Raw genomic sequence first — 19490 nt, forward strand, 5'->3', positions numbered from 1 at the left:
AGGCCTGTGATGACGTTGGCATTAGATATGGTCGGCGAAAGCGCCGATGCTTGCCCCTTCCACGCCGACCGCGACGACCGCAAGACCGCGCAGGTCGCGGCACGCCGGGCCAGGCACGACAAAGGCACCAAACTGAACGGCTCGTTCGCTTTCGCGCGCGACGCTCTGCGAAGTCCGGCGATGGTCCAGGGCGGCGGGGGGGCGGAATTTTTCGACACCAGCGAGCCTGACAAAGCGCCGGTGTTTTTTCTGGAAGGCGCGCCGCACAAGAAAAAGCGCGCGACGATTGCGCGCTATTTCACGCCCAAGATCATCACCACGCGCTATCGTAATATCATCGAACAGGTCATCGCGACGCAGCTGGGTGAATTGCAACGTACCGGTCGTGGACGCCTCGATCTGATGAGCTTCGATCTGGCGGTCGCGGTTGCCGCCGACATTGTCGGCCTCAACAACAGCGACCGGGGCAGGATGGCACGCCGTCTGGCGGTCTCGCTCTCCGCAGCGTTCGTCTACAAAGCCAATTATGTAGGTCGCCTCTATCTGTCGGCAAAAAAGGCGCTGAACGCGATCGATTTTTTCTACCGCGATGTGAAGCCCGCCATCCGCGCGCGGCGGGCTAATCCGCAGGACGATATCCTGTCGCACCTGCTGCGCGAAGGCTATCGCGAAAAAGCCATCCTGATGGAATGCATGACCTATGCCGCCGCCGGGATGGTCACGACACGCGAGTTCATTGTGGTGGCGGCATGGCAGATGTTCGACCGGCCCGAGCTGAAAGCGCGGTTCCTGAAAGGAGACGAAGCCGAACAATTTGCGATTCTGCTCGAAATCCTGCGGCTCGATCCCATCGCGCACTTCCTCTATCGCCGCACCGACTTGGAGGGGGTGGAACTCGCCGCCGAGCCCATCGAGCGCGGTGTCAATTACGCGCTCGACTTGCGCGCTGCCAACGTCGACGAGGCTATCGTCGGCGCCTGTCCCCTGGCCATCGATCCTGACCGCGCGGCGCGGCTCAAGACCAACGGGTCGTTCCTCAGCTTCGGCGACGGCGCGCATCATTGCCCCGGCTGGCAGGTTGCGCTGCACGAGACGCGGCTGTTCCTCGACGCGCTGTTGCGTGTTCCGGGCATCCGCCTCGACCGCGCGCCCGATATCGGCTGGATCGATCTGTTGCAGAGTTACGAACTGCGGAACGCGGTGGTGGCCTGTGACGTCAAATAGCACCACCGCGCTTGAGACGCTGATCGCCCGCGAGGAAATTCGCCAACTCGCCTCGCTCTATTCGCGCGGGGTCGACCGCCAGGATTTCGCGCTGTTGCGGACGCTTTACACTTCGGACGGGTGGGATTCGCACGGGAGCCATTTCGACGGCCACGCGCAGGCCTATGTCGATTTCCTCGAACACAGCCTGCCGCACATGCACATCGGCAATCACTTCGTGTGCAACCATTTGATCTCGGTCGATGGCGATACGGGCGAGGGTGAGGTCTATGCCATCGCCTGGCACCTGATCCCTGACGGCACGGGCGGGCTGAAGCACGACATTCAGGGCGTGCGCTACATCGACCGCTACCGGCGCGAGGACGGGCACTGGCGCTTCGCCAAGCGGACCGTATCATTCGACACGAAGATCGTCCGTCCCGCCGACGATCATGGCGCGAAACCAGATCCGACGCGCGACCTCAGCTATGCCGAGCTGACATCGGTCCTGTTCACGCGCGGCGTGTAACTTCGCTGCGGCGGTATGTCGGGTGAGGCGTTGACTAGCGCCCTGCAGATGGATGACGGCTGTGCGTCTAGACCTGCCCAATCGAGGAAAACAGCATGACACGATCGCTTCAGGGCCGGGTGGCGGTCGTCACTGGCGGCGGTTCGGGCATCGGGCGCGCGATCGCGATCCGGCTGGCCGAGGATACCGCCAAGGTCGCGATCTGGGACATCAATGCAGCCGGGGCGGAGGAAACCGCTGCAATGATCCGCAGCGCGGGCGGGGTTGCGCTGGCGCTCGATGCCGATTGCTCCGACAAAGCCGCGATCAAAGCCGCCGCAGATCAGACCCGCGCCACGCTCGGCAAGATTGCGATCCTCGTCAACAACGCCGGCATTGCGCCGTTCACGCCCTTCCTCGACAGCGACGACGACCTGTTCGACAAAGTGATCCGCATCAACCTGCGCGGGCCATGGCTGATGACCAAGGAAATCCTGCCAGACATGCTCGCCGCCGGATGGGGGCGGGTTATCAATATCACTTCCTCGTCGGTGCAGACCGGATCTCCGGCGCAGGGCCACTACGTCGCATCTAAAGGCGGGTTGCTGGGCATGACCAAGGCGCTGGCGCTCGAATTTGCGCCCACAGGCGTCACGTTCAACGTGATTCCGCCCGGCTTCATCGACACCCCGATGCTGCGCGCGGCCCCCATCGACGCCGAAGCATTTGCCCAGACCCTTCCGATGAAGCGCATCGGCAAGCCCGAAGATATTGCGGCCGCCGCCGCCTATCTCGCGTCGGAAGAGGCAAGCTACATCACCGGCCAGACCATCAGCACCAACGGCGGCAGGTATATGGGCTCGCACTGATGCGCCTTGTCGGCAAAGTCGCGATCATCACCGGTGCCGGGTCGGGCATGGGCAAGGCAATGGCGGAGGTCTTCGTTCGCGAAGGTGCGAAGGTCGTGCTGGCCGACATCAGCGGTGAGCAGGATGCGGTGGCGATGCCGCTTCGCGATGCTGCCGTCGCGGTCCATTGCGATGTCGCCGACGAGGATCAGGTCCAGGCCCTGATCGCGACCGCCGAGAACCGCTTCGGGCGGCTCGACATCCTGTGCAACAATGCCGGGTTCGGCGGCGGGATGGCCCCGCTGGCCGAGCAGACCAGCGAGCATTGGGACCGCGTCCATGCGGTCAACATCCGCGGCGTCTTCCTCGGCATGAAATACGGCATATTGTCGATGCTCAAGACCGGCGGCGGGGCGATCGTGAACACCGGGTCGGCATCCGCCGTGATCGGCTGGAAAGGGCATGGCGTGTACGGCGCGGCCAAGGCGGGCGTGCACCAGATGACCCGCGTCGCCGCGCTCGATTATGCCAAGGCGGGCATCCGCGTGAACGCCATCGCGCCGGGAACGATGTGGACCGGCCTCGTCCCCCAGTCGAAGGAGGTGTCGGAACCGCCCGCAGGCGGCTGGCGGCTGCCCGGCATCCCGATGGACCGCTGGGGCACATCGACCGACATCGCCAACGCCGCACTGTTCCTCGCGAGCGACGAGGCCGCGTACATCACGGGGGTTATCCTGCCGGTTGACGGGGGATATTGCATCGGCTTTTCGGGGATGGGTGCCGAACATAGCGGCGCGCCCGATCCGGCTGGCTGAGCATCGCCCCGCCGTTATCCGGATCGCGCGATAGTCTTTACCCCACGCCGTCATTACGCTCCGCCCGAAGGTCGAAAGCGACCAGTTTTGCACGAATGGGCGGGACGAGGATCGGACATGGGCTATCTGTCGGAACTGCTGAAGAACTGGCGTCCGCTGCTGGCCGCGACCATCGGCCTCGGCTGCGGGCTCGGCATGAACAGCTATGTGATGAGCATCATGGCGCCGCATCTGATCCAGGATTTCGGCTGGACCCGTGCGACCTTCGCCGCAGTCGGCGCTCTAGGCCTGTTCAGCGTTCCCTTCTTCCCGCTGGTCGGGCGCCTCACCGATATGTTCGGCGTCAGGGCCACCGCCATGATCGGCGTGATCGTCGGGCCGCTGTGCTTTTTCGGGCTGAGCCACATGAACGGCGACATCCGCATGTATGTCGCGCTCTATCTGGTTCAGGGCATCATTTGCATCACGACGACGGCCACCGTCTATGCGCGTATCGTCGTGCAATATGTGAAGGGCGCGCGCGGTCTCGCACTTGCCATCGCGGCGTCGGGTTCCGCGCTGACCGGGGCCATTGGCGGGCCGCTGCTCAACGCATTCGTCGAAGGGCACGGGTGGCGAGCGGGTTATTGGGTGGTGATGGGCTTTACGGCAGTCGCCGGGGCTACGGCGCTGCTGCTGATGCCGCCCGAGAAGAAGGATCCCAATGCACCGCCGCGCCGCAAGGCGGCTCGCGAAGATTACGGCGCGATATTCGCCAATCGTGCGTTTTGGGTGCTGGGCGCGGCCATGATCCTGTGCAACCTGCCGCAGGTCATCGCACTTACCCAGATCAACCTGGTATTGCTCGCCAACGGAGTCACATCGGCCGGCGTGACCGGCATGGTGGCGGTCCTGCCGATCGGCGTGCTGGTGGGGCGGTTCATCAGCGGCCTGGCGCTCGACCGGTTCCCGTCATGGATCGTTGCCATGGTCAGCCTCGGCCTGCCAGCCATTGGGCTTTGGCTGATCGCGTCGCCCTATGACTCGACCGCCGTGCTGACGCTCGCTGTCCTGCTGATCGGGCTTGCCTTCGGGGCCGAAGGCGACCTGATCACCTATCTCGTCGTCCAGCATTTCGGTGTCCGCGTGTTCAGCAGCGTGATGGGTCTGATGACCGGAATCATCTCGGTATCCGCAGCTCTCGGTGCCATCCTGATCAGCGTGACCCTGAAGATGACCGACGGCTATACTGCATTCATGCTGATCGCGGGCACCACCGCCGCCATCGGCAGCCTGTTGTTCGCATTGATGCCGCGACAGCCGACGCCGGTTGCAGACCCCGTCGTCGCGGAAGAGGCGGCCTTCGCTTAACCCAGCGGCTCCGGCGCGCCCGCTCCCATGTATGCCGCCAGATTGCGGTGCAGGCTGACGATGCTGCGTTCCATATAAGGATTGGGCTGGGTGCCCCGGAACCCGACGTTTTTCATCCCCTGCTGCACGGCGGCCATGTTGGTGAAATCCTGTTGCAGGACGGGCGGCCAGTCGTTCGGTTCGGTGTAGGCCCATTCGGTCGCGGGCGCTTCACCTGCCGGATAAAGCTCGTACACCGCCGCCTCGAAGATGCATTTGTCGGGGTCGGTGCCATAGGGCCGCGCCGCGTAGCAGAGCATGTTGTTGACCGCCTGCCCGATCTGGAAATTGGGGAAGATCTGCCATGCGGTCCCGGCCTTGGCGGTATGCGCCGGGTCGACCGTCGGCCAGACGACACCGCGCGCGGCATCGGCGGCGCGGGCGGACTGGATCCAGTGTTTCGACACGTCGGCGGCGGGCGTATCCTCGGGCAGCTCGTCGACCAGCCGCCGTGCCGCATCGACCAGGGTCATCGTCGTGTTGGTGTTGGCGTTTTCCCAGGTGAAGACCTGCATCTCGGCGGTCGAGACGCGCGGGTCGGCGCCGCTGCCCAGCCGCAGCTTGCCCGCGTCCTCGCCGATGTCTTTGGGCGCTTCATAGCCGATATGGGTGTGCAGGCCGTGGCTGCGCGCCCAGCCGCGGAACTGGCCGAACTCGTTGAACTCGGGATGCGTGGTCGAAACGTGATAGGTCTCGGCGAAGGCCTCCATCGCGACCTTCCAGTTGCACTCGAACACCACCCATTTGCGCCAGCGCGGGCGCATGTTCTGGAGTTCATAGGGTTCGAGCAGCGAGGCGGCGGGATCGAGATAATCTGCCAACGGCCCGGCGTCGGGATCGAGATTGATCCACAGCCAGCCGCCCCACTCATCGACCTGCACCGTGCCGAGGCTGGTGCGATGTTCGTCGAGGCAGCCCTGCCAGTCATCCTTGTGTTCGACGTACGTATTCTTGCCGTGCAGGTCGAAGGTCCAGCCATGGAACCCGCAAATGAAATTCGCCTTTGTGCCGCGCGCGTTGCGGGCGCCCGCAGGCGTATCGATCAGGCGGCGGCCGCGATGCGGACAGACATTGTGATAGGCGCGCAGGCTATCGGGCGCGGTCCGCACGATGATGACCGAATCCGGGCCGATATCGTAAGTGATGTAGTTGCCGACCTCGGGAATGTCCTCGACGCGCCCCGCTTGCAACCAGGTCTTGCGCCACAGTCGCTCCTGCTCGGCACGGGCGTAATCGGGCGACGTGTAAGCTTCGGGGCCGATGGTGACGGGCCGGGCAATATCGAGTGTGGTCGTCATGATCAGCGTCCCTTCCAAACCGGTTTGCGCTTTTCGGAGAAGGCGCGCGGCCCTTCCTGCGCGTCGTCGCTGTTGTAAGCCGTCTCATGCGCTGCATAGCCCGCGTCGAGCGCCGCGCTCCGGCCCATCTCGGTCGCGAGCATCACCGTGCGCCGTGCGGCATCGACCGACAGCGGGGCGCCCTCGATCACCTCGCGCGCGAGTTCCAGTGCGACATCGAGCGTCTTGCCCGGCTCGGCGAGGCGGTTGACGAGGCCGATCTCATAGGCGCGCTGTGCGCTGATCGGCTTCCCCGTCAGCACGATTTCCATATAGATGCGTTGCGGGATCATGTGAATCAGCGGCGTCGACCATGGAGATCCGCGACCGACCTTGACCTCGGTGATCGCGAATTTCGCCTCGGTCGAGGCGACGCACAGGTCGCACCCCTGCGCGATCATCCAGCCGCCCGCAAAGGCGACACCGTTGACCGCGGCTATCGTCGGTTTCGACAGCGCGATATTCTCGTACGGCACCGGGAACATGTCGCGCGGCGGAGTTTTGAGGCCCGTCTCGACCATTTCCTTGAGGTCGCCGCCCGCGCAGAATGCCTTTTCGCCCGCGCCGGTCAGAATGGCGATGCGCGCGCTGTTGTCGGCATCGAAGCGCGCCCATGCCGCACGCAGCCCGTCACGCACTTCCTTCGCCAGGGCATTGCGTTGCTCGGGCCGGTCGATGGTCAGGATCGCGATCCCGTCGCCGGTCACGTCGTAGCGGACAGCATCGCCCATCAAAAACCTCGCCTTGCTATGTCGAATGCCGCGCGATCGAGTTCCTCGCGGAAGTCGGGATGCGCGATGGCGACCATCCGCTTTGCCCGTTCGGCAAGCGACCGGCCCTTCAGCTCCGCCGCGCCATATTCGGTGACGACGACATCGACTTCGCTGCGCGCGGTGGTGACCGGTCCCGACAGCGCGGTCACGATCTTGCTGATCGTGCCGCCCTTGGCCGTCGCGGCAAGCGCCATGATCGAGCGCCCGCCCGGCGAGCGTGCCCCGGCGCGGACATAGTCGACCTGCCCGCCCGTGCCGCCGAAATAGCTGCTCCCGCTCTGCTCGGCATTGACCTGCCCGGTCAGGTCGACTTCCAGCGCCGAATTGATCGTGACCATCTGCGGGATCAGCGCGTGGACGGCGGCGCTGTGGGTATAGTCAGCGCTGCACATGCGGATCGCGGGGTTGCGGTGCGCGAAATCATAGAGCCGCTTCGTTCCGATCAGCGCGCCATTGATCGACACACCGGTATCGATCGGCTTGCGCGCGTTGGTCAGCACGCCGGCCTCGGCGAGATCGACCAGCCCGTCGCCGAGCATCCCCGAGTGCACGCCCAGATCCTTGCGGTCGCCGATAAGGCGCAGCACCGCGTCGGGAACTGCGCCGACGCCGGTCTGGAGCACCGATCCATCCTCGATATAGCCCGCGATATGGCGCGCGATGGCTTCGTCGGTCGGGCCGATCTTGGCAGGCGCGACCTCGACCGGCGGGCGCGCGACGTGGACCGCGACGTCGATATCGGACCCGGCGAGCAGGCTATCGCCATAGACGAACGGCATCTGGTCGTTGACCTCGGCGATCACGACCCGTGCCTTCGCCACCATGTCGCGGAGGTGGTCGGCAATCAGGCCGAAGCTGTGATTGCCGTCAGCATCGGCGGGGCTGACCTGCACGAATGCAACGTCGCAGCCGATGATGCCGTCGGCGATCATTGGCCCGATCTGACCGACATGACAGGGAATAATGCCCAGCTTGTGCGCCGCCGCCATCGTCCGCAGCACGCCAATGGCACCCATGCTCGACAAGGCAAAGCTGTCCGACGTTTCCGGCGTAAACCGGCCCGAAAAGCTGGTCGCGATGAAGGCGGACAAGTCGCCGATGCCCGCCCCTTGCGCGATGAGCGCCTCGACCAAAGTCGCCGGCTCGCCGCACGCCTGCCCCATGACGATACGGTCGCCGTGCCGCAGATATTGGCCGAGATCGAGTCCGGCAGCATCGGTTTCGACGGTCATCGCACCGACGCGAGCAGCGCCTGTGCGCGCGACAGATAGGGCCGGTCGAGCATCCCGCCCTTGTACCCGATCGCACCGACGCCCGGGTTGGCCGCGAACACATCGACAATGGTCTGCGCTTCTTCGATCTCTTCCGCCGTCGGCGTGAACGCCGCGTTGATGACATCGACCTGCGCCGGATGGATCGCGAGCATCCCGCGGTAGCCGTCGCGCCGCACCTTTTCGGCGCGCGCCTTAAGACTCTCCAAATCACGGAAGTCGCCCTGGATCGTCTCGACCGCCGTCACCCCTGCCGTCGCTGCACCAAGCAGGCACAGGCTGCGCGCGAGTTCATAGGTGAAGCCATAGCTGCCATCGGGATTGCGGTTCGAACTCGCGCCAATGGAGTCGGCCAAATCTTCCGCACCCCAGGTCAGCGCGACAACACGCGGCGCGCCCTTATAGCTGCCGGTGTGGAACATGGCCTCGGCAGTTTCGGTCACCAGCACGATCACCGGCGTCGACCCAATCGCGATGTCATGCGCCGCCTCGAACGCCGACAGATAGTTGTCGAGCCTCTCCACATCGGCACGCCCATAAACCTTGGGCAACATGATCCCGCCCGGTTTTGCGGGCATTACGGCAGCCAGATCATCGAGCGTCCACGGGCCGTCGAGCGGATTGATCCTCACCCACAAACGGCTGCGGTCGCCAGCATACCCAGCCAGAAAGTCGTGCACCATGCGGCGCGCGAGCGGCTTGTTTTCGGGCGTCACCGCATCTTCGAGATCGAACAGCGCGATGTCCGCCGCACTCTCCGCAGCCTTGCCCATCTTCTTGTCGCTGTCACCCGGCGCAAACAGCCAGGAGCGCATTTTCAGGGGCGCAGGCTCAATAGGATTTGGGGAGGTCAAGCACCTTCTCCGCAATGAAATTCAGGATCATGTGCGGGCTGACCGGCGCCGTGCGCGGGATAAGGCTTTCGCGCAAATAGCGTTCGACATGATATTCCTGCGCATAACCCATGCCGCCCAATGACAGCATCGCCGTATGGCATGCCTCGAACCCGAACTCCCCTGCAAGATATTTGGCGGCGTTCGCCTCGACCCCGCACTCCTCGCCCTTGTCGAACAAGGTCGCGGCCTTCATCGCCATCAGGTTCGCCGCCTCCAGTTGCGCCCAGCATTTGGCGAGCGGGTGCTGGATGCCCTGGTTCATGCCGATGGGCCGGTCGAAGACGATGCGTTCGCGGGCATAAGTCGCCGCGCGCTTTATTGCCGCCCGCCCCAGCCCGACCGCTTCGGCCGCAAGCAGGATGCGCTCGGGATTGAGGCCATGGAGGATGATCTTGAACCCGTCGCCCTCGGCGCCGATCCGGTCCTCCTCGGGCACGAAGAGGTCGTTGATGAACAGCATCGTCGAACCGACCGCGTGCCGCCCCATTTTGGGGATCAGCCGGTGCTCGATCTTGGTCCGGTCGAGCGTGGTGAAGAACAACGACAGTCCTTGCGTCTTGCGTTCGACCTCCTCAATGGGCGTGGTGCGAACGAGCAGCATGATCTTGTCAGCGACATGCGCGTTGGTGATCCAGATCTTCTCGCCGGTGACCAGATAACCGCCGTCGCACTTCACCGCGCGCGTCTTGAGCTTGGTCGTGTCGAGGCCGGTGTTGGGTTCGGTGACGCCGAAACAGATTTTCTCTGCGCCGCTCAGTACCGGCGGGATCATCCGTTGTTGCTGCTCGGGCGTGCCGAACAGGCGCACCGGCTCCATGCTGAACACAGGGCCGTGGATGCTCGACGCGCCCGCCATGCCGCCGCCGGATTCGGCCACCGCCTGCATCATGATCGCGGCTTCGGTGATGCCGAGGCCGGAGCCGCCGCAATCCTCGGGCATGGCGATGCCGAGCCAGCCGGCATCGGCCATCGAGCGATAGAAATCCTCCGGAAACTTGCCCTCGCGGTCGCGCGCCAGCCAATATTCGTCCGGATAGGGCGCGCAGTGCTTCAGGATCGTGTCCCGGATGTTCTGCTGGTCCTCGGTAAAGGCAAAGTCCACGTGCGCGCTGTCCCTCGGCGACCGGCCCGGTCGCGGATTCACGAGGTAGCTGCGGCAACAGGGCCGCACAACCGAAGCCCGTGCACATATCGGCCCGGCGAAGGCGCAGGCCTGTTTTTCGCCGACTGTCTCGCCTAGCACGTTCGCACAAAAATTAGGGGGAGATCGACATGGCTGCACCGGAAGCCGCGAGCGAATGGCGGCGCTATCCGATGCTGCCGGTTGCCGCTGCACTCGGCTATGCGACCAGCGTCATCCATATCTACGGCCTCGGCCCCTATATCGAGCCGATCAGCACCGCCTTCGGTTGGTCGCGTACGCAAACCACCTTGGGGCTGACGCTCCAGACCTTGGTCGCCGCCGTATTTGCCATCCCGATGGGGATGCTCGTCGATCGCATCGGCCCGCGCCGCCTCGCGCTGTTCGGGGTCGTCGCGACGACCGGCGCATTCGCGCTGCTCGGCACCGCGACCGGCAGCCTCGCCAACTGGCTGGCACTCTGGAGCCTGCTGGCCATCGCCGCGCTCTTCGTTCAGACGACGATCTGGACCAGCGCCGTCGCCACCCGGTTCGAGGCATCACGCGGCATGGCCTTTGCCGTCACCCTGTGCGGCGCGTCGGTCGCCCAGGCGATTTTTCCGTTTCTGGGGGCGAAGCTGATTGCGGCCTATGGCTGGCAAAGCGCGGTGGCGACGCAGGCCGGGCTGTGGTGTGCGGTCGCGCTGCCCCTGCTGCTGCTGTTCTTTCGCGGGGCGCACGATACGGCTCCCGGTAGAGGCGAGACCAAGCTCGAGCGTGCACCGCTGTCCGGCGCAACGCTGGCCGAGGGTCTGTCGTCCAGCGTCTATTGGCGGTTGTGGCTGGCCAGCCTGTTATTCACCTTCACGATCATCGCGCTGGTCGTACATTTCGTGCCGATCCTGACCGGGCGCGGCATGGGCAAGCTCGAAGCGGCGGGTCTTGCAGGCCTCGTCGGGCTGTTTTCGATTGCCGGCCGCCTCGGCACCGGGGTGTTGCTCGACCGGTATCGCGCCGCGCGCGTCGGCGCGGTCGTTTTCCTGTTGCCGGTGGGGGGATGCCTGATCCTGATCGCAGGCGGCACCAGCGCGATCGGCACTGCCGCCGCCGCCGCGCTGATCGGCCTGACCTTGGGTGCCGAAGTCGATGTCCTGGTGTACCTGACCGCCCGCCATTTCGGTCTGAAAAACTTCGGCGCGCTTTACGGCGGCCTGCTGACAGCACTGTCGATCGGCACGGCAACGGGACCGCTCGGTGCATCGGCGGTGTTCGATACGTACGGCAACTACACGCCGTTCCTGTGGCTCACCATCGCCTTCATGATCGCGAGCAGCCTCGCGCTGGTCACCCTGCCCCGACCGACCTTCGACGCGGCGAAGGGGTGACGGTGGCGCAACGCCCGCCCGTCGCGATTGTCACCGGGGCCAGTCAGGGCGCGGGACGCGGGATTGCCCTTGCGCTCGGCAGCCATGGCTGCACCGTTTATGTCACGGGCCGCTCGGTCGCAGCGCTCGACGCGACAGCCGCCGCCGTCACCGCCGCCGGTGGACAGGGCATTGCCGCCGTAACCGATCACGCCGACGACGCGCAGGTTGCCGCGTTGTTCGACCGGGTGTCGCGCGAGCGAGGCCGCCTCGACATCCTCGTCAACAATGCCTGCGCCATCCACGACCGGCTGACCGATTCGGGCCATTTCTGGGAAAAGCCGCTCGAGATCGGCAATATGATCGACGTGGGGGTCCGCAGCGGTTTCGTCGCGAGCTGGTACGCTGCGCCGGTGATGGCCGCGCAACGCAGCGGGCTGGTCGTGTTCACCTCGGCCCCCGGCGCGGTCCATTATGTCTTCGGCCCCGCCTATGGCGCGCACAAGGCGGGCGTCGACAAGATGGCCGCCGACATGGCGGTCGATTTCCGCGAGTTCGGGGTGGCGGCGCTGTCGGTCTGGATGGGATCGCTTGCCACCGGACGCGTCCTCGACCTGATCGCTGCCGATCCGGCGAAATACGGGCGGCTGAGCGACACGCTCGAAACCCCTGAATATACCGGGCACATCATCTGGGGGTTGTTCAACGATCCGGAACTGATGAGCCTGTCGGGCCGGGCCGTCATCGGCGCCGACATGGGCAAACGCTACGGCGTCCCCGACGCCAACGGACGCTATCCGCCATCGGTGCGCGAGACGCTTGGCGTCGAGCCGCATGTCGCGCACCCGCATATCATCCGCTGAAAGGACCGTCATGCCCGACCTCGACCAGCTGCAACGCGACGTTGCGTATCTGATGGACCGGCGCGCGATCGAGGATTGCGTCAACGGACACGCACGCGGGCACGATCGCTGCGATGCCGATTTGATCACCGCCGCCTATCATCCCGACGGCGTGGACGAGCACGGCTCAGCGGCGATCAACAGCGGGACCGACTATGCCGAATGGGCCAACGCCATCCACCGCGGCGGGTCGGACCTGTGCCTCCACAATATCACAACGCACATCTGCGAGATCGACGGCGATACCGCGCACACCGAAAGCTATGTTCTGGTCGGTCTGCTGAACCCCGGCGGCAAGTCGGCGCGGTTCATCAACGGGCGCTACATCGACCGGCTCGAAAAGCGGGACGGCGCGTGGAAAATCGCGCTGCGGCGCTGCACCGTCGATGTGCTGATCGCGGGCGATGCATCGATCCTCGACATGCCGCAGTTCAAGGCGGGCGGGTTCGTCAAGGGCGCGCGCGATACCGGCGATCTCGCTTATCGCCGTCCGCTCACGCTCGAAGATCCCGTGACACGCTGGTGACCCTGGCACCTATCGGCGCAGCGATGAATGAACATGCCGCGCCGATGATGCTTGCACGCGGTTAGGCCGTCCTTACCACCCTCGGATCGAACACGCTTGAGAGGTATGCAATGGCTGACATTCCGTTCCGGGTTACCGATCCCGAGCGCATTCCGGCCAAACGCTATTACGACGCAGGGTTTGCGGCTCTCGAAAACGAGAAGCTGTGGCCGCACGTCTGGCAGATGGCGTGCCGGCTGGAGCAGGTCGAAAATGTCGGCGACTGGGTCGAATATTCGAACCTCGGCAAGTCGGTCATTGTCGTCCGCACCAAAGACGGGGTGAAGGCGTTCCACAACGCCTGCCGTCACCGCGGTGTACCGCTCGCGAGCGAAGGCGGTCACGGCAATTGCAAGACGCAGGGGTTCATCTGCCCCTTCCACGGCTGGCGCTGGAACGCGGAGGGGCAGAATACCTTCGTCTATGGCAAGCACATGTTCAGCGAAGCCCAGCTCGACCAGGCCGATCTCGCGCTGAAGCCCTGCAGGCTGGAAACGGCGCTGGGATGCGCGTTCATCAACTTCGACGATGCGGCGCCGACCCTGCGCGACACCATGGGGCCGATCCTCGACCGGATGGAAGCGCATGGCGCGAGCAAGCTGCGCGCCGAATGGTGGTATGCCACCGTGCTCCCGGCGAACTGGAAGCTGGCGATGGAGGCCTTCATGGAGGGCTATCACGTCATGCGGACGCATCCGCAGCTGCAACAGGCCGCGCCGATGCTCTACAATTCGATGTACGGCATGGACACCGGCGGAATCGGTGTCCCGATCAACCCGAACCTCGACATCAAGGGCAATATCGCCGCGCAGATCAAACATCTGGGCCTGCTGAGCGAAGGCATGGCGGGTATGGTCCACGCCAAGGAAGTCGCGATTGCCAGCCAGATCACCGACATCCAGGTCGACGATCCGCAGATGGCGATCATGCACTGGTTCGGCGCGGTCAATCACCAGATTACCGAACAGCTTCGCGCCGCCGGAGAGGACGTGCCCGATCTCAACGCCGTTGCGGTGTCCCACCCGGTCAACGCGGTCGAGTTCTTTTTCCCGCATTATTTCCTGCTGCCGATGTTCAGCTCGATGTCGGCCTACCGCATCCGTCCCAACGGTCCGGAGAGCTGCATCTTTGAGCTGTGGTCGCTGACCCATGTCGCCGAGGGACAGGCGCACGAGACGCCGATGGAGCCAACCGTGCTGCCGTTCGACAGCGACAAGTTCCCGCCGATCCCGCGCCAGGATTATTCGAACATCCCGATCCAGCAAAAGGGGCTGCATGCCGAAGGGTTCGATTTCATGCGGCTGGGCAAGGACATCGAAGGGATGATCAGCAACTATAACCGCATCATCGACGGGCATCTGGGCGGGGCCGACCCGGCCAAGCTTGCGGCGGCGACCAATACGCTGGCGGGCAATTTCGACGGTAAGATCTTCGAGTATGACTTCTGAGCCGATGGCCGAATCGGTGTACAAGCTGTTGATATTCATGAAGCGCAGGCCCGGCATGAGCCTGACCGAATTCCGCGACTATTACGAAAACCGCCATATCCCCTTGTGCATGACCTATATGCGCGGTGTCGAATGCTATCGTCGCCGTTACCTCGAACCGGCAACCGACGGCGCGGAGATGGACTTCGACGTCATCACCGAATTGGGCTTTGCCGAGGCGAGAACACGCGACGTCGTCCTCGACACGCTGGCGCGCGATGCGATGCCCGCCGATGTGATCGCCGATGAAATGAACGTGTTCGAGCGGGCGAAGACACGGGCGTTCGCGATAACCGAATGCGAGACGACAGTCTGATCTAAGGGCTGCCCAACGCCCGCGCGATAAGGTGTGCCGCGCGGTTGCGTTTCCCCGACCGGCATCGGACAGCTTTCCGCAACTGTTTCAGGAGCGCTTGCCCATGTCCGATCTCGCCCTAGATTGCTCCGACCTCGACCGCTATATCGGCAAGCCGATGCAGCCCGCGCGGATGGTCGACCCCTTCGCGAACAACGACATCCGCCGCTGGGTGCAGGCGATGCATTACCCCAACCGGCTGCACTACGACCACAACTACGCAATGCAGAGCCGTTTCGGCGAGTTGATCGCGCCGCAAAGCTTTCCGGTGACGATGGACGACGGCCATGGCTCGGCCCCGTCATGCATCGGTCTCATCCCCAATTCGCACATGCTGTTCGGCGGCGATGAATGGTGGTTCTACGGCCCGCGCGTAAAGGGCGGCGACCGCATCTGGAACGAGCGCGTGCCGTTCGATTACACAATCAAGAACACCTCGTCGTTCGGCCCGACCTGTTTCCAGCGCGGCGACAATTTCTACTACAATCAGCACGGCGACCTCGTCGCCAAGCAGCGCTCGACCTCGATCCGCTACAACCAGTCGGCGGGCGAAGCGGCACAGTCGGGGACGAGCGAGGCGCAGGACGATCCGGTCTGGACCGACGACGAGCTCGAAGCGCTCGAGGCGCGCAAGTATGAGTGGATCAAGATGCTCCACGACCTCGGCCATTCGCCGCGTTACTGGGACGATGTGCCTGCGACCGGCGAACTGCCCGCGCGCGTCTTCGGCCCGCACAGTATCGTCAGCTTCACCACCGAATGGCGCAGCTACACCTTCACCCAATGGGGCTCGATGCACCGCCGCACCGATCTCGACATGGCAGAGTTGGGCTTCACCGGACCGATGGCCGGGCCTGAGCAGGACCCCACCGAAGAGAAGAACAATCCCGAGAACACCGACGGCGCGTATATCGGCCCGTCGCGCGGTCATCTGTTCCCGCGCTGGGCCCGCTTCATCGGCATGCCGCGCGGTTACGGGTATGGCGCGTCGATGGGCGCATGGGTGACCGATTATTTCGCGGGCTGGGTCGGCGAATGGGGCATGGTGACGCACTCGACCGCGAACTACCGCAGCCCTGCGCTGACCGGCGACATCACCGTGATGACCGGCAATATCCTAGGCAAATCGGTCGATGCCGAGGGGCGGCATATCATTTCGGTCGATTGCAAGATGGCCAACCAGAACGGTGCCGTGCTGGCGACAGCCAAGGCCGAAATCCAGTTGCCCAAACGGCCGGTCTGACTGGAGCCCAACGCCGGTGAAATTCGCCTTCGGCATGCCGCGCCTGATCGAGCTCAAGGCGACCATGCAGCCGTGGGAGCTGACTGTTACCGGCGCGGACCAGACGCGGTTGGCCAAACTGGCCGACCGCATCGGCTACGACATGATCAGCGTCCCCGAACATTTCATCATGCCCAAGGCGCATGTCGACTTATCCGGCCCGCATCATTTCCACGGCTTTACCGGCATGGGCTATTATGCGGGCGCAACGGAGCGCATCCGCATCAATTCCTCGATCGCGATCTTACCGCTCCAGCATCCCATCATTACGGCCAAGGCGCTCGCGACGCTCGACTGGATGTCCTCGGGCCGCGCGATGGTGACGTTCGGCGCGGGGTGGCTGAAAGAGGAGTTCGACCTGCTTGGCGTCGATTTCCATCGGCGCGGCGCGATGTGCGACGACTACCTCGCCGCCATCGTCGAGCTGTGGACCAGCGACGATCCCGTCTTCGACGGTGAGTTCGTGCAGTTCCGCAACGTCGCCTTCGCGCCGCGCCCGGTGCAAAAACCGCACCTGCCGATCTGGATGGGCGGAGAGGCCGATGCCGTGCTGAAACGCGCGGCGAAGTTCGCCAGCGGGTGGTGGCCCTATCTGACGAAACCGGAAGACATCCCGGCGAAGATCGACTTCATCAAGTCGCAGTCCGGCTATGACGGTCGCCCCTTCGACGTGATGTACGGGTTCGCAACCAGCCGCATCGGCGAGGGTCACAAGGTGCTCGACGACCCCCGCGCCCGGCCCGGCATGACGGCGCCCGAAATTGTCGACCGGCTCGGCTGGTTCGGTGAGCTTGGTGTGACGATGAGCTCGGTCCCGATTCCGGCGGTGCGAAGCATCGATGAATATGCCGATTACGCCCAGTGGGTGATCGAGGAGATCAAGCCGAAGCTGGTTTAGCGCCAGATCGCGTCCGCCGCCGCTAGCGCCTGTCCGCCGCGCCCGCCGAGTTCGCCGATCAGTGCTTTCAGGCGGTACGTCCACAGGTGCAGCGGGTGTTCGAGCGTCATGCCCATTGCGCCCAGGAACTGGTGGAAGTCGTACACGCAGGCCCGCGCCGATTCCTGCGCGTGGAGCGCCGCCAGCGCGGCATCCCCCGCATCGAGCGTACCCGCCGCCTTCATCGCCAGCCAGTACACGCCGTTCGTTCGCACCTGCGCTTCGGCCAGCCGGTGGCGGATCGCCTGGAATGTCGCGAGTGGGCGACCGAACTGGTTGCGGTCGGTAACATAGCTCGCGGTGCTGGCGAGCGCCGCCGCCAGCAGCCCCGCTGCCTCCGCCGCCAGCGCGATGCGCCAGCGGGTCATCACCTCGGCGGGTGACACGAAATGGTTCTTCAAATGCGACAGCTCGGGATCGACCAGCAAGGTCGCCATCGGATAGCCGAACAGCGCCTCCGGCTCGGGCCGCAACTGATCCGCAGTCACCGTCATCGAGCATACGCAATGGTCGCCGATCATCACGACGGTCGCGCCGGGTCGCAGGAACCGCAGCAGGCGCTTGCCCTTACTTTCCTCGACGAGACACAGCGGGCCTTTCACCTCTTCGCCGAGCAGCGGGCGCACGAGCGAACTCATCGCTGCCTCGGTCGTGAACGGCAGCCGCGCCAGCCTCTCTATGATCAGTGCCGCCGCGACCGTCCCCAAATCGGGATCGAACGCCACGTCGAGGAACCCGCCTTCGGCCAACTCGCGGTCGAACGTCTCGCTCGTCAGCGCGCAGCTATGATCGCCGATCGGCACCGCCTCATAGGGTTTCGCCAGCGAGTCCAGCGCGTCGAGGATCGCCAGATGGTCGGGGGTGAGCGCCAGATCCATCAGCGCGGCTCGCGCGGGAGTTTGAGGACGTCGGTCGCAATGATGTTGAGCTGAATCTCCGCCGCGCCCGCCGCAATGCCCGCCACGATCCCGCGCTGGTGGTGCATCTTGAGATAGGGGTGCGCGTCGGCCAGTGCCTCGGGCAGGTACTCGACGACGAACTCTGCCACCCGCCGCTCGGCCATGATCGTCGCAAACCGCGCCGACGAGGACTCCGCGCCCACCCCCTCGCCGCGCGCCCGCGCACCGACGATGGCATAGCTCGCCATTCGCGCCGCCTCGCACAAGGCCGCTGCCTGCGCCGCCTCGATTTTCACCGCCTCGCCGTCCCAGCCGCCCTGATCCTTCAGCACCGCCACCGCCCGGTCGAGGGCCGCCCGCGCCAACGAATAGCGCGGGATGCCCAGCCGCTCGTTGGTCAGCGAAAAGCCGATGATCTCCCACGCCTGCCCCTCTTCGCCGAACAATGCGGTCGCGGGGATGACCATGTCGTCGAAGAACACCTCATGGATGTCGCCTTCGCCGATCAGCGAGGGGATTTGCCGCACGGTGATGCCCGGCGTGTCCATCGGCACGAGCAGGATCGAAATGCCGCGCTTGCGGTCCTCGCTGGTGCGGCACAGCAGGAAGCACGTGTCGGCAAGCGTCGCGTAACTCGTCCAAATTTTCTGGCCGGTGACGCGGTAGGTGTCGCCGTCGCGAACCGCCCGGGTACGCAGGCTAGCAAGGTCCGACCCGGACCCCGGCTCCGAAAAACCCTGACACCACAAGGCCTTACCCGACGTAATTGCGGGCAGATATTGCGCTTGCTGTTCGGGCGTCCCGTATTTGATGAGCGTCGGGCCGACCCAGTTGACGTTCATATACTGCCCGCCGCGCGGCTCGCCCGCGATCCACATTTCCTCGGCGAGGATCGTCTGATGCCACGGATCGAGTCCTTCGCCGCCGATTTCCTTCGGCCAATGCGGCGTCAGCAGCCCGTCGTCGGCAAGCTTACCGCAAAAGGTCTTGGCATATTCGGTGAGCGCCGGGGACGCGGGGCCGTGCTGCGAAAAGCGTTCCCAGTCCTCTGGCAACGTCGCCGCGAGAAAGTCGCGCAGGCGTTGCCGAAAGGTAGCCTCTTCCTCGGTCCAGTCGAAGTCCATCGCGCTGTCGATAATTCAGCCGCCCGTTGACGAACAGGGCCGCGCGCCAGACAACGCCGGGGTGATGGTCGAACCCAAGTTTCATCCCGCGGCCGATGTCGCAAGCGTCCCCCGCGACTCCGTCAAAGCAGTCACGGTCGACACGCTTTCGGTCCTGCTCGTCCATACCGAAGGCGGCATTTTTGCGGTCGAAAACCGCTGTTCGCATGCCGAGGAACCGCTGGCCTGCGGCCGCGTGAAGTACGGCTGGATCGCCTGCCCGGCACACGGCGCACGCTTCGATCTGGAGACGGGGGAACCGCTCACCCCGCCTGCCACGGCGCCGATCAGGACATTTCCGGTTCGTATCGACGGCGATACGATTTCGGTCTTGCTCAGCTAGGCCCGCGCACCGCTGCGACGATATGTCGCGACT

Annotated in this window: 20 protein-coding genes; 13 read left to right on the forward strand and 7 right to left on the reverse strand. The window is 64.6% G+C overall.

Annotated elements, in window-relative coordinates:
• The first annotated feature begins 9 nt into the window (after window positions 1–9).
• The 5 genes from M0209_RS09045 (at window position 10) to M0209_RS09065 (ending at window position 4724) form a co-directional block, all read left to right on the forward strand.
• Window positions 10–1224, forward strand: coding sequence for a cytochrome P450 (locus tag M0209_RS09045; RefSeq protein ID WP_258887947.1), 1215 nt, complete (start codon window positions 10–12; stop codon window positions 1222–1224).
• On the forward strand, window positions 1211–1732 hold the full coding sequence (locus M0209_RS09050; protein WP_258887948.1) for a nuclear transport factor 2 family protein: 522 nt from the start codon (window positions 1211–1213) through the stop codon (window positions 1730–1732). Before M0209_RS09045 ends, M0209_RS09050 begins: the two co-directional genes overlap by 14 nt.
• A 95-nt stretch (window positions 1733–1827) precedes the next feature.
• Entirely contained in the window at window positions 1828–2580 is a 753-nt protein-coding gene (locus M0209_RS09055; RefSeq protein WP_258887949.1) for an SDR family NAD(P)-dependent oxidoreductase, read from the forward strand.
• Window positions 2580–3374 (forward strand): SDR family NAD(P)-dependent oxidoreductase, encoded by a 795-nt coding sequence (locus M0209_RS09060; protein WP_258887950.1) that lies wholly within the window; start codon window positions 2580–2582, stop codon window positions 3372–3374. The genes M0209_RS09055 and M0209_RS09060 overlap by 1 nt, the downstream gene beginning before the upstream one ends.
• A gap of 117 nt (window positions 3375–3491) precedes the next feature.
• Window positions 3492–4724 (forward strand): MFS transporter, encoded by a 1233-nt coding sequence (locus M0209_RS09065; protein ID WP_258887951.1) that lies wholly within the window; start codon window positions 3492–3494, stop codon window positions 4722–4724.
• Here M0209_RS09065 and M0209_RS09070 read toward each other — a convergent pair.
• From M0209_RS09070 to M0209_RS09090, 5 genes are read right to left on the reverse strand one after another with little or no spacing between them, the layout of a single operon-like run.
• Window positions 4721–6061: an SRPBCC family protein gene (locus M0209_RS09070; protein ID WP_258887952.1), complete on the reverse strand. Its 1341-nt coding sequence runs from the start codon at window positions 6059–6061 to the stop codon at window positions 4721–4723. The genes M0209_RS09065 and M0209_RS09070 overlap by 4 nt on opposite strands.
• A gap of 2 nt (window positions 6062–6063) precedes the next feature.
• Window positions 6064–6831: an enoyl-CoA hydratase/isomerase family protein gene (locus M0209_RS09075; protein ID WP_258887953.1), complete on the reverse strand. Its 768-nt coding sequence runs from the start codon at window positions 6829–6831 to the stop codon at window positions 6064–6066.
• Window positions 6831–8105 (reverse strand): acetyl-CoA hydrolase/transferase family protein, encoded by a 1275-nt coding sequence (locus M0209_RS09080; RefSeq protein WP_258887954.1) that lies wholly within the window; start codon window positions 8103–8105, stop codon window positions 6831–6833. Before M0209_RS09080 ends, M0209_RS09075 begins: the two co-directional genes overlap by 1 nt.
• Window positions 8102–8959 carry a CoA ester lyase gene (locus tag M0209_RS09085; protein WP_258887955.1) on the reverse strand — a complete coding sequence of 286 codons (858 nt, stop codon included), beginning with the start codon at window positions 8957–8959 and terminating at the stop codon, window positions 8102–8104. Before M0209_RS09085 ends, M0209_RS09080 begins: the two co-directional genes overlap by 4 nt.
• A 16-nt stretch (window positions 8960–8975) precedes the next feature.
• Window positions 8976–10142 carry an acyl-CoA dehydrogenase family protein gene (locus M0209_RS09090; protein WP_258887956.1) on the reverse strand — a complete coding sequence of 389 codons (1167 nt, stop codon included), beginning with the start codon at window positions 10140–10142 and terminating at the stop codon, window positions 8976–8978.
• Window positions 10143–10312: 170 nt separating this feature from the next.
• Here M0209_RS09090 and M0209_RS09095 point away from each other — a divergent pair, with 170 nt between their 5' ends.
• From M0209_RS09095 to M0209_RS09125, 7 genes are all read left to right on the forward strand, one after another.
• Window positions 10313–11545, forward strand: a complete 1233-nt coding sequence (locus M0209_RS09095) for an MFS transporter (protein WP_258887957.1) — start codon at window positions 10313–10315, stop codon at window positions 11543–11545.
• Window positions 11546–11547: 2 nt separating this feature from the next.
• The gene (locus M0209_RS09100) at window positions 11548–12387 is read left to right on the forward strand and encodes an SDR family NAD(P)-dependent oxidoreductase (RefSeq protein WP_258887958.1); all 840 of its coding nucleotides are present in this window, start codon (window positions 11548–11550) and stop codon (window positions 12385–12387) included.
• A 10-nt stretch (window positions 12388–12397) separates the two neighbouring features.
• On the forward strand, window positions 12398–12952 hold the full coding sequence (locus tag M0209_RS09105; protein WP_258887959.1) for a nuclear transport factor 2 family protein: 555 nt from the start codon (window positions 12398–12400) through the stop codon (window positions 12950–12952).
• A gap of 110 nt (window positions 12953–13062) precedes the next feature.
• Window positions 13063–14439, forward strand: a complete 1377-nt coding sequence (locus M0209_RS09110; protein ID WP_258887960.1) for an aromatic ring-hydroxylating dioxygenase subunit alpha — start codon at window positions 13063–13065, stop codon at window positions 14437–14439.
• 4 nt (window positions 14440–14443) lie between these two features.
• A complete protein-coding gene (locus tag M0209_RS09115) occupies window positions 14444–14794 on the forward strand; it encodes an EthD domain-containing protein (RefSeq protein ID WP_258887961.1) in 351 nt (116 codons plus the stop codon).
• Between the two features lie 103 nt (window positions 14795–14897).
• The gene (locus tag M0209_RS09120) at window positions 14898–16076 is read left to right on the forward strand and encodes a MaoC family dehydratase N-terminal domain-containing protein (RefSeq protein WP_258887962.1); all 1179 of its coding nucleotides are present in this window, start codon (window positions 14898–14900) and stop codon (window positions 16074–16076) included.
• A gap of 16 nt (window positions 16077–16092) precedes the next feature.
• On the forward strand, window positions 16093–17013 hold the full coding sequence (locus M0209_RS09125; protein ID WP_258887963.1) for a TIGR03619 family F420-dependent LLM class oxidoreductase: 921 nt from the start codon (window positions 16093–16095) through the stop codon (window positions 17011–17013).
• On the opposite strand, the gene M0209_RS09130 is transcribed toward M0209_RS09125, so the two are convergent.
• Entirely contained in the window at window positions 17010–17930 is a 921-nt protein-coding gene (locus M0209_RS09130) for an acyl-CoA dehydrogenase family protein (RefSeq protein WP_258887964.1), read from the reverse strand. The genes M0209_RS09125 and M0209_RS09130 overlap by 4 nt on opposite strands.
• Window positions 17930–19075 carry an acyl-CoA dehydrogenase family protein gene (locus M0209_RS09135; RefSeq protein WP_258887965.1) on the reverse strand — a complete coding sequence of 382 codons (1146 nt, stop codon included), beginning with the start codon at window positions 19073–19075 and terminating at the stop codon, window positions 17930–17932. The genes M0209_RS09130 and M0209_RS09135 overlap by 1 nt, the downstream gene beginning before the upstream one ends.
• Before the next feature lie 64 nt (window positions 19076–19139).
• Here M0209_RS09135 and M0209_RS09140 point away from each other — a divergent pair, with 64 nt between their 5' ends.
• Entirely contained in the window at window positions 19140–19457 is a 318-nt protein-coding gene (locus M0209_RS09140) for a non-heme iron oxygenase ferredoxin subunit (protein WP_258889609.1), read from the forward strand.
• The last annotated feature ends 33 nt before the right edge of the window (window positions 19458–19490 follow it).

It is taken from the genome of Sphingomonas sp. SUN039 (assembly GCF_024758725.1).
In the GTDB taxonomy this organism is placed as follows: Bacteria; Pseudomonadota; Alphaproteobacteria; order Sphingomonadales; family Sphingomonadaceae; genus Sphingomonas_O.